The sequence below is a fragment of the Proteiniphilum sp. UBA5384 genome, assembly GCF_002410825.1.
Lineage (GTDB): Bacteria > Bacteroidota > Bacteroidia > Bacteroidales > Dysgonomonadaceae > Proteiniphilum.
Genome location: NZ_DHOS01000062.1, coordinates 1 through 15,896, shown reverse-complemented (window position 1 = coordinate 15,896; position 15,896 = coordinate 1). Strand labels below are relative to the sequence as shown.

Annotated in this window: 15 protein-coding genes; 1 reads left to right on the top strand and 14 read right to left on the bottom strand. The window is 45.5% G+C overall.

What is annotated here, in order from left to right:
• Positions 1-10: 10 nt before the first annotated feature.
• The 12 genes from B4G81_RS11415 to pruA form a co-directional block, all read right to left on the bottom strand.
• Positions 11-1,168: a sodium ion-translocating decarboxylase subunit beta gene (locus B4G81_RS11415; RefSeq protein ID WP_294082615.1), complete on the bottom strand. Its 1,158-nt coding sequence runs from the start codon at positions 1,166-1,168 to the stop codon at positions 11-13.
• A 96-nt stretch (positions 1,169-1,264) separates the two neighbouring features.
• Complete coding sequence (locus tag B4G81_RS11410; RefSeq protein WP_294082614.1) at positions 1,265-2,422, bottom strand: sodium ion-translocating decarboxylase subunit beta; 1,158 nt, start codon at positions 2,420-2,422, stop codon at positions 1,265-1,267.
• A 15-nt stretch (positions 2,423-2,437) separates the two neighbouring features.
• Complete coding sequence (locus B4G81_RS11405) at positions 2,438-2,881, bottom strand: acetyl-CoA carboxylase biotin carboxyl carrier protein (protein WP_294082613.1); 444 nt, start codon at positions 2,879-2,881, stop codon at positions 2,438-2,440.
• A gap of 49 nt (positions 2,882-2,930) precedes the next feature.
• Complete coding sequence (locus B4G81_RS11400; protein ID WP_294082612.1) at positions 2,931-3,836, bottom strand: OadG family transporter subunit; 906 nt, start codon at positions 3,834-3,836, stop codon at positions 2,931-2,933.
• A 12-nt stretch (positions 3,837-3,848) separates the two neighbouring features.
• Positions 3,849-5,411: an acyl-CoA carboxylase subunit beta gene (locus B4G81_RS11395; RefSeq protein WP_294082611.1), complete on the bottom strand. Its 1,563-nt coding sequence runs from the start codon at positions 5,409-5,411 to the stop codon at positions 3,849-3,851.
• Between the two features lie 70 nt (positions 5,412-5,481).
• A complete protein-coding gene (gene mce / locus B4G81_RS11390) occupies positions 5,482-5,889 on the bottom strand; it encodes a methylmalonyl-CoA epimerase (RefSeq protein ID WP_294082610.1) in 408 nt (135 codons plus the stop codon).
• 116 nt (positions 5,890-6,005) lie between these two features.
• Positions 6,006-6,989 carry a 6-phosphofructokinase gene (gene pfkA / locus B4G81_RS11385; protein ID WP_294082607.1) on the bottom strand — a complete coding sequence of 328 codons (984 nt, stop codon included), beginning with the start codon at positions 6,987-6,989 and terminating at the stop codon, positions 6,006-6,008.
• 119 nt (positions 6,990-7,108) lie between these two features.
• Positions 7,109-8,002 (bottom strand): 4-hydroxy-3-methylbut-2-enyl diphosphate reductase, encoded by an 894-nt coding sequence (locus tag B4G81_RS11380; protein ID WP_294082605.1) that lies wholly within the window; start codon positions 8,000-8,002, stop codon positions 7,109-7,111.
• A complete protein-coding gene (gene cmk, locus B4G81_RS11375; RefSeq protein WP_294082603.1) occupies positions 7,995-8,696 on the bottom strand; it encodes a (d)CMP kinase in 702 nt (233 codons plus the stop codon). Before cmk ends, B4G81_RS11380 begins: the two co-directional genes overlap by 8 nt.
• A gap of 127 nt (positions 8,697-8,823) precedes the next feature.
• Positions 8,824-8,970, bottom strand: a complete 147-nt coding sequence (locus B4G81_RS11370) for a hypothetical protein (RefSeq protein WP_294082601.1) — start codon at positions 8,968-8,970, stop codon at positions 8,824-8,826.
• 80 nt (positions 8,971-9,050) lie between these two features.
• Positions 9,051-9,740: an SMUG2 DNA glycosylase family protein gene (locus B4G81_RS11365; protein WP_294082599.1), complete on the bottom strand. Its 690-nt coding sequence runs from the start codon at positions 9,738-9,740 to the stop codon at positions 9,051-9,053.
• Between the two features lie 81 nt (positions 9,741-9,821).
• The gene (gene pruA, locus B4G81_RS11360; RefSeq protein ID WP_294082597.1) at positions 9,822-11,453 is read right to left on the bottom strand and encodes an L-glutamate gamma-semialdehyde dehydrogenase; all 1,632 of its coding nucleotides are present in this window, start codon (positions 11,451-11,453) and stop codon (positions 9,822-9,824) included.
• A gap of 246 nt (positions 11,454-11,699) precedes the next feature.
• Between pruA and B4G81_RS11355 the strand changes: the two genes are divergently transcribed.
• Complete coding sequence (locus B4G81_RS11355) at positions 11,700-12,884, top strand: proline dehydrogenase family protein (protein ID WP_294082595.1); 1,185 nt, start codon at positions 11,700-11,702, stop codon at positions 12,882-12,884.
• Between the two features lie 5 nt (positions 12,885-12,889).
• On the opposite strand, the gene B4G81_RS11350 is transcribed toward B4G81_RS11355, so the two are convergent.
• Both B4G81_RS11350 and B4G81_RS11345 read right to left on the bottom strand, forming a co-directional pair.
• Complete coding sequence (locus B4G81_RS11350; protein ID WP_294082593.1) at positions 12,890-13,939, bottom strand: 2-oxoacid:ferredoxin oxidoreductase subunit beta; 1,050 nt, start codon at positions 13,937-13,939, stop codon at positions 12,890-12,892.
• 1 nt (position 13,940) lies between these two features.
• Positions 13,941-15,806, bottom strand: a complete 1,866-nt coding sequence (locus B4G81_RS11345; RefSeq protein ID WP_294082589.1) for a 2-oxoacid:acceptor oxidoreductase subunit alpha — start codon at positions 15,804-15,806, stop codon at positions 13,941-13,943.
• Positions 15,807-15,896 lie beyond the last annotated feature (90 nt).

Below are 15,896 nucleotides of genomic sequence, written 5' to 3'. Positions count from 1 at the left end.
TCTTTGTTTTTTAAGCAAGTAAAGGAACCAGTGTCAATATAATGCCTCCTGCCACTACCGAGCCTATCTGTCCCCCTACATTGGCACTGATGGCCGGCATAAGCAGATAGTTATAGGGATCTTCTTTTTGCCCCATCTGGTGGATCACGCGAGCCGACATCGGGAATGCTGAAATGCCGCAAGCACCAATCATCGGATTGATTTTGTTGCCTTCTTTTCGGAACAGGTTCAGGAATTTCGCAAAGATCACGCCACCAAAAGTGTCGAAGATAAAGGCAAAGAGTCCCAGGGCAATAATGATCAGGGTGTCTGTGCGGATAAACCTGTCGGCTGTCATTGTACTGGCGATAGTGATTCCAAGCAATATGGTAACCAGGCTCGAGAGTTCGTTCTGTGCCGACTGAGACAATTTATTCAATACGCCGCATTCACGGATCAGGTTGCCAAACATCAGGAAGCCGATCAGCGACAGAGAAGAAGGAGCGATAATACCTGCTGCCACAGTAATTACAATAGGGAATGCGATAAGTGCTTTTTTGGATATCTTCTTATTGTTGTGGCTTGCCGATGACATCCTGATTAGCCGTTCCTTACGGGAAGTCAGTAACCGTATCACCGGTGGCTGGATAATGGGCACGAGTGCCATATAAGAATAAGCTGCCACGGAGATGGGACCCAGCAGGTTGGGTGCGAAACGTGAGGCCACCACGATAGAGGTAGGTCCGTCGGCGGCGCCTATAATACCGATGGATGCGGCTTCACGGATATCATATCCCAGCAGTGTGGCGAATATCATTGTTATGAAAATACCGAATTGTGCAGCCGCACCGAATAGGAGTAATGAGGGATTCCGGAATAAGGGAGCAAAATCGATCATTGCCCCGATTGCGATAAATATGAGCAAGGGGAAAATCTCGGTGGCAATACCGGCATCGAAGAAAATATTCAGTACGCCTTCCACGGCTTCTCCCGTGGCGGGATCGATTTGTGTGAGTGCGGATGATAAGGGGATATTCACTAAGATAGCACCAAATCCCATCGGCAACAAAAGTGTAGGTTCATAATTTTTCGCGATGGCCAGATAAATCAGGATGAGGCCTATGCCAATCATCACCAAATGCTGCCATGTCATGCCGGCTATTGCCGGTAACAGTTGTTCTAATCCCATGAAATATCAATCTTTTATATACTCTGTACTTGAATTTGCTATATCGAAAGAGGCGAGACTACTGTCCCGCCTCTGTTTTTGAATAACTCAATATGGTTAATATAAGAATCCCAACAGGATACCGGCAGCTACCGCTGAACCGATCACACCGGCCACATTGGGACCCATGGCGTGCATCAACAGGTAATTGCTGGGTTCGTATTCCAATCCGATTATCTGGGAGATACGGGCTGAATCGGGCACGGCTGAAACGCCGGAATTCCCAATCAGCGGATTGATCTTCTTCTCTTTCGGCAATATCAGATTGAATAACTTCACGAAGAGGATTCCTGCACAAGTAGCAATGACGAAAGATAATGCACCGATAGCAAATACTTTCAGCGACTCAATCCGCAAGAAAGTCGTTGCCTGTGTAGAAGCACCTACGGTGAGTCCCAACAGGATAGTAACGATGTCGATTAGCGGACCACGTGCCGTTTCAGCCAAACGACGGGTTACACCCGATTCTTTCAACAGGTTACCGAAAAACAGCATCCCCAACAAGGGAAGGCCGGAGGGTACCAGGAATGCAGTCAACAATAACCCCATAATGGGAAACAGCACTTTTTCGGTTTGTGAAACCACACGGGGTGTTTTCATCTTGATGACCCGTTCTTTCTTTGTTGTCAACATCCGCATAAAGGGAGGCTGGATAACGGGCACCAACGCCATATAAGAGTAAGCTGAAATAGCTACCGCACCCAACAGGTGAGGGGCGAGTTTCGAGGTGGTAAAGATGGCGGTAGGACCATCTGCCCCGCCAATGATACCGATGGCTCCTGCTTCATTGGGCGCGAATCCCATTTGCAGCGCTATTATATAAGCTCCGAAAATACCGAACTGGGCAGCCGCTCCAATCAGGATTAACTTAGGGTTGGCTATCAGAGCCGAGAAATCCGTCATAGCCCCGATACCGAGGAAGATCAACGGGGGATACCATCCCTTCACCACACCCTGGTACAGAATATTTAAGACCGATCCTTCTTCATAAATACCTACCTGCAGGTTGGCAGCCTCGTTGAACGGAATGTTCCCGATTAGGATACCAAATCCGATGGGGATCAACAGGAGGGGTTCATACTCTTTTGTGATGGCAAGGTAAATGAAAATTAACCCGATGAGGATCATCACTATATGGCCTATCTCCGCATTGGCAAACCCGGTATAGCCCCAGAATGTCCGTAGATTGTCTGTTAATGATAATAATGTGTTCATACTTCATCCCGGGTTTTATTCAATGACTACAAGATCGGCTCCTTCGAGTACCGAGTCTCCTTTCTGTATAAGAATTTCCGTTATTTTTCCATTCCCGTTGGCAAGGATATTGTTTTCCATCTTCATTGCCTCAAGGATCATAAGGGTTTGTCCTTTCTTTACTGTATCTCCCACTTTGCAACGGATATCCAGGATGACTCCGGGAAGCGGGGATTGAATGGTGTTTTTACCGGCAGGAGCGGATGGTTTTGTTACGAGAGGAGTGGATGCACCTTGTGGTGTGGGACCTTGCGCGGAAGTAGGCTGCCGTTGTACGACAGCTTTGGGCTTTGATGCTTTAGGCGCTATTTCAACCGTGTAGGGTGTACCGTTCACTTCAAGTTCTACAAGTTCATTGTCCGACTTGTTAATTACAACCCTGAAAGGGGCACCGTTGATTTTATAATTGAACTCTTTCATATTGATTATTATGTCTTTATTCTTTACTCTTTGTTTTTTATTCTATCTCCTACTTTGGTAATTTCCTTAATGTCTGCAGTTTGGAATTCCACGGAGAATAGTTTCTCTTCACATGTTGGATAGTGAGAATGGTAGATTCTATATCATGCTGATCCTCTTTCATCTCGTGAATAGCGGCAGAGATCGCGGCCAGTACTTCTCCTGATAAATGTGAATGGCTTCTCGCTGCGGAGAGGGTGCCGCTTTTGGCTACCTTCCTCTCTGACATCCGGTTGGCTACATTTCCGGATATTTTGAAAAAGAAGTAGAGTGCAATCAGTGCGGAAAATACCACCAACATGGAGGTGATGGTAAGCATCCCTCCCCATGAGTCGGTTTCCTGAAGGCCGACCACTTTGGGATTTTCTTCCAGAATGGCGTTATTACTGCTGGGGGTTACCCGCTCAAGGTGAGTGGCGAGATTTTTCCCTTCCTCATCAAGTTTAATGCCATCCTGCGGATAGCCGTAGGTCTGGTCAGCCAACATGCCGGCCGGGATCACGATCTCGTCGAGCAGTGTTTTCCCGTCATTTTCATATAATGCGATATAGTTCTCTTTCGTAGGATCGAGCTTGAAGTTCACATGGAATGTTCCGTTGAAAGGTTCGTCATCGGCCCAGAACAAGGCATGTTGATGGGGGGGGATCTTCGTCAAGACATCTCCACGGGGGATTGGGTACTTTTTCGGATTATTGCGGTCGTTGGTGAGGTATCTTCCCCCCAGATCCTGCGTTTTTGCCGTATTGTTGTATATTTCAATCCATCCGTTCCGTTGGCCGAAATCATCCATATAGCTGCCTTCATTAAGAACCATGACTTCGTTGATTACCCAGGCCGGATTCTTCTGTTTGGAACTGCATCCGGAGGCTAATAGTACCGCGGTGAAAAGAAATAATACTATTTTTAGGTTTCTCATATTCAACTGCATTTAAAGAGGTAGATTATCATGCTTTTTGGCCGGGTTCTGCAATTTTTTGGTTTGCAGTTGCTGTAATGCACGAATAACACGGAAACGGGTGTTCCGCGGCTCAATCACATCATCAATATATCCGTAGCGCGCTGCCACATATGGGTTAGTGAAGAGGTCGTTATATTCGTTCTTCTTTTCTTCCTTCACTGCAACCACTTTTTCAGGATCTTTTTCAGCCGCGATCTCCTTACTGTAAAGTACTTCTACAGCCCCATCAGCACCCATCACCGCGATTTCTGCAGTAGGCCAAGCATAGTTGATATCGCCCCGGAGTTGTTTACAACTCATCACAATATGTGCACCGCCGTAAGATTTACGCAATGTAACCGTTACTTTCGGTACGGTCGCCTCACCATAAGCATACAACAATTTGGCCCCGTGGGTGATTACTCCACCATATTCCTGCCCTGTTCCGGGAAGGAAGCCCGGTACATCTACCAGAGACACGATGGGGATATTGAAAGCATCGCAGAACCGGACAAAACGGGCCGCTTTGCGCGAAGCGTTGATGTCGAGTACGCCGGCCAGGAATTTAGGCTGGTTTGCCACAATACCTACCGATTGTCCGTTGAAACGGGCAAAACCTACGATGATATTTTTTGCATAATCGGCATGGACTTCCAGAAATTCGCCCTTGTCGATGATCGCGCCGATCACTTCATACATATCGTATGGTTTGTTGGGACTGTCGGGGATAATTTCGTTAAGTGCGTCATCCAGCCTGTCAATGGGATCATCATTGGGTTGCAGGGGCGCTTCTTCCAGATTGTTCTGTGGAATAAAACTGAGCAGGTGACGGATCAGTTTCAATCCATCCTCTTCAGTTTGTACCTGAAACTGGGAAACACCTGATTTGGTAGAATGCACTGAAGCTCCTCCCAGTTGTTCCTGGGTAACATCCTCTCCCGTGACTGTTTTCACTACTTTGGGGCCGGTGAGGAACATATAAGAAGTTCCCTGGGTCATGATGATAAAGTCGGTCAGGGCAGGAGAATACACTGCACCGCCGGCGCAGGGACCAAAAATACCCGATATTTGGGGAATTACACCTGACGCGAGGATATTACGTTGGAATATTTCGGCATATCCTCCCAATGCGTTGATACCTTCCTGGATACGGGCACCACCCGAGTCGTTGATACCAATCACAGGAGCACCCATTTTCATTGCCTGATCCATCACTTTGCAGATCTTTTGTGCTTGCATTTCGGACAGGGAACCGCCGGAAACGGTAAAATCCTGTGCAAAAACATACACAAGACGTCCGTAGATTGTTCCGTAACCTGTTACCACACCATCTCCCAGGAATGTGTTTTTTTCCATTCCGAAGTTGTGGCAACGGTGTTCCACAAACATGTCGAATTCTTCAAAACTTCCTTCATCCAGAAGCATGGCGAGCCTTTCACGTGCCGTGTATTTTCCTTTGAGGTGTTGCGATTCGATTCTCTTTTCGCCACCCCCTAAACGAGCTTTTTCACGCAGTTGGATAAGCTCTTTTACTTTCTCGAGTTGGTTGCTCATATAAAAATGTTAATTTAAAACGATGTAAATATTTTCTAACAATCTGGTACCGGGGAGGAAATCTTCCGGATTATTCGGGATGCTCGCACAATTCGGTCAGGACACCACCTGTAGATTTGGGATGCAGAAAAGCGATATTCAATCCTTCGGCTCCCGGGCGTGCTTCATGGTCGATCAGCCGTACGCCTTTTCCTTCCATTTCTTTCAAGGCGTCATTGACATTTTCTGTGGCAAAAGCCATGTGATGGATACCTTCACCTCTTTTTTCAATGAATTTGGCAATAGTGCTCTCTTCACTGGTGGGTTCCAGCAATTCAATTTTGGTTTGTCCCACCTTGAAAAAGGCAGTTTTAACTTTTTGGTCTTCTACTGTCTCGATGTTATAGCATTTTAGCCCTAAAACCCCCTCATAATAAGGGAGTTGCTCTTCGATGCTCTTTACAGCAATCCCGATGTGCTCGATGTGTGTAATCTTCATATTATTATATTCTTATGATATTTCAGTATTTAGCTACAAAAGTACGTCTTTCAATTATAAAAAAGAATAGAAAACGTATATTTATTTTATGGAAATGATAAGTAAGGAAATAATTATCAGATAGACGAGATGCGTAATACCTCCAGAAGTTCCCGGCTAATTTCCCTGTCTTTCTTTATTGCCCGTTTAAACGGGACATATACAATTTCGTTTTCCCGTATACCAATCATCACATTCCGTTGATACTCCATCAATGCCTGTATGGCTGCTACTCCCATACGGCTGGCAAGGATACGGTCCTGTGCCGATGGTGATCCCCCACGCTGCAAGTGTCCGAGAATAGATACGCGTACATCGTACTGTGGATATTCGGTTTTTACCCTTTCTGCCAACTTCATGGCACCTCCGGTCACTTCACTTTCGGTGACAAGCACCATGCTGCTACTTTTTGATTTGCGAAACCCTTGTTCTATAAGTTCTCCCAATTGATCTTTTTCGATACTTATTTCCGGGATGATCGCGGCTTCTGCTCCTGATGCAATCGCACTGTTAAGCGCCAGGTAACCACAGTTGCGCCCCATTACTTCTATGAAGAAAAGGCGCTCATGAGAAGTGGCCGTATCACGTATTTTATCCATAGATTGCATGATGGTGTTCAGCGCGGTGTCATACCCGATTGTTGTATCAGTACCGTTCAGGTCATTGTCTATTGTGCCGGGAAGTCCTACCACGGGGATGTTGTACTCGCTGGCAAAAATAGAAGCTCCCGTGAGGGACCCGTCACCGCCGATTACCACCAATGCTTCTATACCATGCTTTTGCATGTTCTCATACGCAAGCCGTCGTCCCTCTTCTGTCATAAAGTCTGCGGAACGCGCTGTCTTCAGCATGGTCCCTCCCTGCTGGATAATATTGCTTACGCTATTGGTTTTGAATTCCACGATCTCGTCAGAGATCAGCCCCCTGTACCCACGGTAAATACCGTATACCTTCATACCGTTGAATATACCGGCACGTGTTACCGCACGGATAGCTGCGTTCATACCGGGCGCATCTCCCCCGGAGGTGAGGACACCTACACTTTTTATGTTAGAGTCCATAATTGAAATCTTTACCTTTGATATATTGTTGATTATTCATTTGGATTTCTTTGGGAATAAGCCCAAAACAATAAGATGCAAAGATAAATTTTTTTTATGATGCATACAAAAAAAGCTGCTTAAAAAGCAGCTTTTTCGATTTGCATCCGGGGTTGTAGCCTGGCGATATTTGTGGCGACCGCTTCCATTTGCCACATTGGCGTGGAAGTGGCACCGCAGATACCTATCCTGATGTCTTCTTTTATAAGGCTTGGATCTATTTCATTTGGATGGTGGATAAGGTATGAATTGGGATTTTTCTTTTTGCATTCAGCAAACAATACTTTACCGTTAGAACTTTTCTCCCCCGCAATAAAGAAAATAAGGTCATGATTTTCTGCAAACTCCTGTATATTGGGAACTCTGTTCGATACTTGTCGACAGATAGTATCATAAAATTCAAATTTTGCGCCATTCTGCATCCGGGATTTGATCAACTCTCCTACCTCGCGGAATCCTTCAAGCGATTTTGTGGTTTGTGAAAAAAGGCTGATATCTTTTGTAAAATCTAATTTATCTATTTCCTCTTTACTCTCTATAACAATGGCCGACTCATCAGTCTGTCCCAACAAGCCATTTACTTCGGCATGTCCTTTCTTGCCGAAAATGACGACTTGGGCATCATCGTTTTCAGCATGTGTGTATTTTTTCTTGATCCGCTTCTGCAAACCCAACACTACGGGGCAGGAGGCGTCGATCAGTTCTATATTGTTCTGTTGAGCTATCTCATAAGTGCTGGGAGGTTCGCCATGTGCACGAAGTAAAACTCTCACGTTTTTCAGTTTTTTGAATTGTTCGTGGTTGATAGTAATCATCCCCATCTTTTCCAGACGCTCTACCTCTATATTGTTGTGCACAATATCACCCAGACAATAAAGCGTGCCTCCTTTCTGCAGTTCCTCTTCTGCCCTTGAGATAGCTTTTGCTACCCCGAAGCAGCAACCGGATTGCCTATCTATTTCAATTTTACTCATTTTTTGCTGTGATTCTGTGAAACATATCCAATGCCCATTGCAATTGTCCTTCGATATCTACATGAGTATTATCGAGTTCAAGAGCGTCATTGGCTTTACGTAGCGGGCTTTCGGCCCGCGTGGTGTCACGCAGGTCGCGTTCCTCCACATTCGCTAATATATCTTCATATGCCGGTGGGGTAATCCCTTTGGCTTTCATCTCGTCGTAACGGCGTTTCGCCCGTATTTCAGGTGGTGCGGTGATGAAAAATTTTAATTCTGCCTCCGGAAAAACGACTGTACCAATATCCCGTCCATCCATCACAATACCTTTCTCTTTTCCCATCTCCTGTTGCTGACGGACCAGTGCTGACCGCACAAAACCGAGTGTGCTTACCCGGCTGGCACCGTTGGCTACTTTCAAGGAACGGATCTCATTCTCTACATTTTCGCCGTTTAGGTAAGTGTCCTGACCATCGTTCACATTGGAATTGAAGGTTATCTTTATTTCCGAGATATGTTTCCGGAGTGCCTTCTCATTCATTGTGCTCTCAGTTATCCACCCTTTCCGAATGGCATATAAAGCCACTGCCCGGTACATGGCGCCGCTGTCGATATAAGTGTAACCCAACTCCTTGGCCAGGTCTTTGGCCATTGTGCTTTTACCACACGAGGAAAAACCGTCGATGGCAATATTAATCTTTTTTTCGTGCATATCTACATGAATAATCTCTTCATCCGATGTTTCCCCGTGATAACCCGCGACGGGTATATGTCCCGAATGAAGTAAACAATATACAAAGATAGAATGTTTTTACGAAATAGTTATTTAACAGTATATTTCACTCCTCATTATCTGCATCGAAATTATATTGGAACAGTTTGAAAAAGTCGCAATAGGTTTTCATGTTTTCAAGTTGGTACCATTTCTCTACTGTGACCGGATTTGCATCGAGTTTATAAATTTTGGCGTTTTGCAGTGAGAGCATAAAGGGAGAATGGGATATTTCTCATCCATAATATGAATTTTTTCAAGTCAACCATGATAGCATACTCTTTTATGATTAGATTATTGTTTGAATGCCAACAGGTATTTGTCGATATAGAGTTCTTTCTCTTTCGATTTGTATTGCTGGATATACCGCGGATGTTCCAATACTGTCATCTTATCGAAAAGCTTCTCCTTTTTGTTCAGTTTGTGGATAAAATCGGCATTTTTTTTCCCAAGGATATACACTTCTGAAGTATCGAGTCCTATATCGATATGATTTTTGAGTGATTCGATCATAAAATCTTCCACCATCCCGAACAGTTTTTTGTCGTCATAGTAATTGGCATTAAGCCAATTGCCGTTTTTTGTAGCACGAATGATGGCCAGTGGAAAGGGGGAATTGATATAGAACCGGCTGTAAAATTGATCCGTGCCGCCGTAAGCCGCGATCATGTCATATACGAACCACGAAGAAACCTCATGGGTGCGTGCAGAATGCATGGTGATTCCGCAGGCGCTTTCCAGTCGTTTGGTATCGGTAAAAGGGACGCCCGTCACACCTGCTCCATGCCGACTGGGGTTGATGCCGATGATAAATTTGCGTGGGTTACTGTCGTTATAGTATTTGCGGTAAAATGCCTCCATCACCTGCATTGTCTCCGGATTCTCCAGAAAGGGATTCAATACCCGGAATCCCTCCGGCAACTCACCGGAATAACGTAATCCCCTATTGAAAGCAATAACCTTGTCAGCTATATTTGATATCATTCTGAATTTTACAGTAGGTCAAAATTTAAATCTATCCCGTTATAGATAACCAGACGATCCGGACGGGATAGATTTAGATAATTACTCTTCCATGAAGTTGGGATAGATATAGTCTGTGGCCGGAATGAATGTTTCCTTGATGCATTGCGGGGAAACCCAGCGTAGCAGGTTGAACACCGAACCGGCTTTATCATTGGTGCCCGATCCCCGTCCGCCACCGAATGGCTGCTGGTCGACTACTGCTCCGGTGGGCTTGTCGTTGATATAAAAATTCCCTGCGGTGTGTGTCAGCCGGGCGGTCATTTTTTCTATGTTGGCCCTGTCGGCAGAGAAGATGGCTCCTGTAAGCGCGTAATCGGTAGTGGTGTCGAGGATCTCCAAGGTCTTCTCGAGATCTGCCGGATCATACAGGTATACGGTAAGGATTGGACCGAAGAGTTCCTCCTTCATCGTGATATAATCGGGCTTTTTGGCTAGAATAATGGTGGGATGGATGAAATAACCTTCCGATTTGTCATAGGTGCCGCCACAAACGATTTCCGCATCTGGAGATGCTTTGGCTTCGTCAATTGCCTTTGACAGCTTATCAAATGAGTCTTCATCGATCACTGCATTTACGAAATTGGAAAAATCTTCGGGCACACCCACTTTGATTTTAGAGAGATCATTGCTTACCAACGTCTTTACTTCTTCCCATAGAGGGGTGGGGATATAGGCGCGCGAAGCCGCTGAACATTTCTGTCCCTGGTATTCAAATGCTCCCCGGGTAAGAGCTGTGGCCACTTCTCTTGGGTTGGCCGTGGCATCGGCAAAGACATAATCTTTTCCCCCCGTTTCTCCCACAATACGGGGGTAGGATTTGTATTTCGACATATTGCCGGCAATAGTCTGCCACATACTATTGAATACTCCGGTAGATCCTGTAAAGTGCAAGCCTGCAAATTCACGGTGGTTAAAGATTACATCGGCAGCGGTTTTCCCATCGGCATACACCAGATTGATTACTCCGTCGGGTAATCCGGCTTCCTGTAATACCTTCATGATAAGATGTGCAGAATAGATAGCTGTCTTTGAAGGTTTCCATACCACCGTATTTCCCATCAGCGCTGGGGCGCCGGGAAGATTTCCTGCAATGGAGGTAAAATTGAAAGGTGTGAGTGCAAAGACAAATCCTTCGAGTGGGCGCCATACCATCCGGTTCCATATACCGGGGGAGGAATTAGGCTGCATCCGATAGATTGTATCCATATTCTTTACGTTGTAGCGATAAAAATCTATTAATTCGCATACCGCATCTATTTCGGACTGATAGGCATTTTTCGATTGTCCGATCATGGTAATCGCATTGAATTCGTAGCGATAGGGACCGGCAATCAGTTCGGCAGCCTTCAGGAAGATGGCAGCGCGGCTTTCCCACTGCATCGCTTCCCATGCCGGTTTGGCTTTTAAAGCCGCATCAATGGCCATCTGTACCTGCGTTTTGTCGCCTTGATGATAATGGCCCAAAAGGTGTTTGTGATTATGCGGCGGTCGGATATCCTTCAGGTTGCCTGTGCGCACCTCTTTTCCTCCGATAATCATGGGCAGGTCGAGACCGCCTTGATTTAGTTCTGCCAGTTTTTGTTTTAACGCCGTCCTTTCGGGTGTTCCCGGCGCATAACTCTTTACGGGTTCATTTTTCACTTCGGGTAATTGAAAGACTCCTTTATACATAAGTTTTTCTGTTTTATGAGGTTTATTTTCGAATGAGACAAATTTACCAAAAAAAAATTGATAAGACCGGTTTCGAGGGAAATTTTCGTCAAAAAAAGTATTAAGCAGTTGATGTTTAGGGAAATTATGGCCGAAAAAACTCATGTGAAGAGCAATAAGTTTTTTCTATGATAAAAAAGAATAAATATTTTTGTTATTTTTGTGGACCTTTACAATACTTTTATATAACACTCTTACAGAAAACGCATGCAATCAAAGGAATCAGTACCGGTGTATTTTGAAAACACGGAAATCGCTTTTCGTGATCAATCCAACGCCAGTTTAAAACAATCTTACCAACTCTTCAAGGTAATGAATAGTCGTACGTTGGTGAATATGGGCAAACATCTTGTTAATTTGGCATTTGCCGTTCATTTTCCCGTGGAGGGTATTATACGCAATACTATTTATAAACATTTTGTGGGAGGTGTGTCTATTGATGATTGTAGTAAGACTATTGACCGTCTTGCCCGGTGCAGGATCAATTCTATTCTCGATTATGCACAGGAAGGAGAGGAAACGGATGAGGCCTTTGACATAACCTGCCGGGAGGTGATACGTACGGTTGAGTTTGCTGCCAACCATGAAAATGTGCCATTCAGCGTATTTAAGATCACGGGAGTGGGTCGCTTCGACCTGCTGGCCAGGGTAAGTAAAAATCAGTCCCTGACTGATGAAGAGCAAGCCGAATACCGGCGGGTAGAAGAGCGGGTGGAGGCTATCTTCAGGCGGGGATTTGAGTTGGATGTGCCGGTGCTCATCGATGCGGAAGAGACATGGATACAGCCGGTATTGGATGCTATGGTGATGAGGCTGATGGCCCGTTATAACAAGGAGAAGGCGATTGTGCAAAATACCTACCAGATGTATCGTCATGATAGTATGGAGCGAATCAAACAACATCATCGAATAGCATTGGAAGGCGGATTTAAATTCGGATTGAAGATTGTACGGGGCGCTTATATGGAGAAAGAACGCAATCGTGCTGCAGAGCGGGGGTATCCCTCACCTATCCACCCTGATAAACCCGCGACAGACAGAGACTTCGATGAGATTATCCATTATTTTATGGATAATCTGGACAGCATCAATTTTATGGTAGCCACGCACAATGAAGAAAGTTCTTTGTTACTGGCCCGATTGATCGACGAATATGCATTGCCCAGAAATCATCGGGGAATTTATTTCTCGCAATTGTACGGTATGAGCGATCATATCACATATAATCTCGCAGAAAGTGGATATAATGTGGCAAAGTATGTGCCGTATGGCGCGGTAAAAACTATGATGCCTTATTTGTTTCGCCGTGCCGAAGAAAATTCATCGGTCAGGGGACAAACAAACCGTGAACTGAAAATGATCCGGAAGGAAATGAAACGGAGACGTGGTTGATTCGGTTATTTCACTTCCCATATATTGGGTGAATTCAGCAGGAATTCGGTGAATGATCTTTTCGGTGTTCTTGTTTGTATCTCTTCAATTTGTTTTGTGTACTCTTTGTCGTAAGTCGGTTCTTTCACGCTACGGATCACTCCCAATGCCACGGGGAGCCCGTTGGAATTATCCATCAACGCCAGCTTCATATGCATCGTATTGTCCCTGGTGGTGGTATCGTGTACCAATACGTCCTCCAAAGTATATCCATCTTCACCAATGGTCACCGCTTTGAGTGTCCAACCATCCAGAACAATACCTCTGTTTTCCTCTTTTCCAAAGATCATCTTCTCACCGTGTTTCAGAATGATGGTATTGTCTGCTTTCCAGTTACGGTCACTGATCTTGTTATGGATACCATCATTGAAGATAACGCAATTTTGTAGCACTTCCACCACCGAAGTACCTTTGTGTTTGGCGGCTTCCACTATTACATCGGTTTGATTTTTGATATCTACGTCGATGGCACGCGCAAAGAAGGTGCTTCGTGCCCCGAAAGCCAGCTCTGCCGGACGGAAAGGATCCTCTACGGTTCCGTAGGGTGATGATTTGGAGATAAATCCCCTGTCGGAAGTAGGAGAGTATTGTCCTTTAGTGAGTCCATATATTTTGTTGTTGAAGAGTAGTATATTGATATCCACATTCCGGCGGATGGCATGAATGAAATGGTTTCCCCCGATAGCCAGTGAGTCACCGTCACCGGTTGCTACCCATACGCTTAACTCGGGATTGGCCACCTTTACGCCTGTGGCGATGGCTGCCGCACGGCCATGAATGCTGTGAAAGCCATAAGTGTTCATATAGTAGGGCAGGCGTGACGAACAGCCGATTCCGGATATCACAGCTATCTGATGCGGTTCGATATTGAGTTCCGCCATTGCCTTTTGAAGGCTGGTCAAGATGGCATAATCACCGCAACCCGGACACCAGCGGATGGCATTTTCACTTTTATAGTCTTTTGGCTGATGCTTCTGATATCTCAGTTCTTGTGGTTTTATTTCTGTCGCTTCCATATTACTTTTCCTCCATGATTTTTGAAAACTCTTCAATCAACGTGCTTACTTTGAATGGTTGTCCTTCTACCCTGTTGTATTTATGGATATTATCCAGATCCTGAAATTTACCGCTCAGGTAGGCGGCAAAATGTCCGTTGTTTTGTTCCGCTACAATCACTTTTTTATAGCTTTTCAGTAGCTCGTAGGTATTGCGGGGCAGGGGGGAGATATGTCTGAAATGGGCGTAGGCCACTTTTTTACCCTTTTCATTGAGGCGCAATGAAGCTTCCAGCAAATGGCCGTATGTTCCGCCCCATCCTATGATCAAGGTGTTGGCATGTTTGTCGCCTGTTACTTTCTGCTCAGGGATATAATCCGCTATCTTCTCAACCTTGGCTCTACGGACATCCACCATCAACTGGTGGTTATCGGGATTTGAAGAGATGATGCCGGTAAGCCGGTCTTTTTCCAATCCACCGATACGGTGTGTGTACCCTGGTGTGCCTGCCGGACCCCAATACCTGACAAGCGTCTCTTCGTTACGGAAGTAGGGTCTCCATTCTCCCGCATTCCCTTTGTAGTTGTCTTGTACATACGGAGGTTTAATATCGGGATATTCGTTCATATCGGGAATTTTCCATGCCGATGACCCGTTTGCGATGTAACCGTCTGTCAATAAAATCACGGGCGTCATGTGCTCCAAAGCTATTTTAGAAGCCTCGAAAGCACTTTCGAAACAATCGGTGGGAGATGCTGCCGCCATCACTACGAGGGGACTTTCCCCGTTCCTGCCGTAAAGCGCTTGGTTCAGGTCACTCTGTTCGCTTTTGGTAGGCATTCCCGTGGAGGGGCCGCTGCGTTGCACGTCGATCACTACCAGAGGCAATTCGGTCATCACCGCCAATCCCAGTGCTTCGCTTTTGAGTGACAGTCCCGGTCCTGATGTGGAAGTGGCGGCCAGGCAACCTGCGAAACTTGCACCGATCGATGATGTGATACCGGCAATTTCATCTTCCATCTGCAGGGCTTTCACCCCGAAATCCTTTCTTTTTGAAAGTTCGTGTAAGATATCTGTCGCTGGGGTGATAGGATAGGATCCGAGGAAGAGTTGAACTCCCGCTTTTTCGGCCGCCGCGATTAATCCATACGCCGTGGCGGTATTCCCGTTGATATCGGCATAAAACCCTTTGGAGGATTCAATGGGATCGATGCGGTAGGTGGAGGCACTCAATTCGGTGTTGTTCCCGTAGTTGTACCCGTCTGTGAGTGCCTTAATATTGGCTTGTACCAGTTTCGGCTTTTTGGAAAATTTCTGTTCTAGCAGATGGTCCGCAATTTCCAACGGACGGTTGAACAGCCAGCAGACAATTCCCAATGCGAACATATTCTTGCTACGGAGTATCTCTTTGTTTTCCAATTCTGAATCAGCCAGTGAATCCTTTGTAAGCGAGGTGATATTCACCCCAATGGGTTGTACCCAGTCCAGGTTAAGTTCGGCAAAGGGATCCAATGTCTGGAAAAGGGCTTTGTCGAGGTCTCTTTTCTGGAAGGAATCGGTATCGAATAGTACGATTGATCCTTTTTTCAGGTACTGGGCATTGACTTTTAATGCAGCCGGATTCATGGCGACCAGCACGTCTGTCTTGTCCCCGGAATTATACACATCTTTGGCACCGATCCTCACCTGGAATCCTGAAACGCCCTGCAATGAACCTTGCGGCGCGCGGATTTCAGCGGGAAAATCAGGAAATGTGGCAATTTCATTTCCGAAAATCGCCGATAACGTGGAAAACAAGGTACCTGAGAGTTGCATTCCGTCACCGGAATCACCTGAAAAACGAATGGTTACTTGTTTAATGTCGGTCACGACCGGATTCGTTGGCATAATTTTTTGTGGTTATTATAATGTTTGGATAATGGAGACATATATATTGAGCAAATATACCTATTAAAATTAGTACAAAGTAATAAAAGA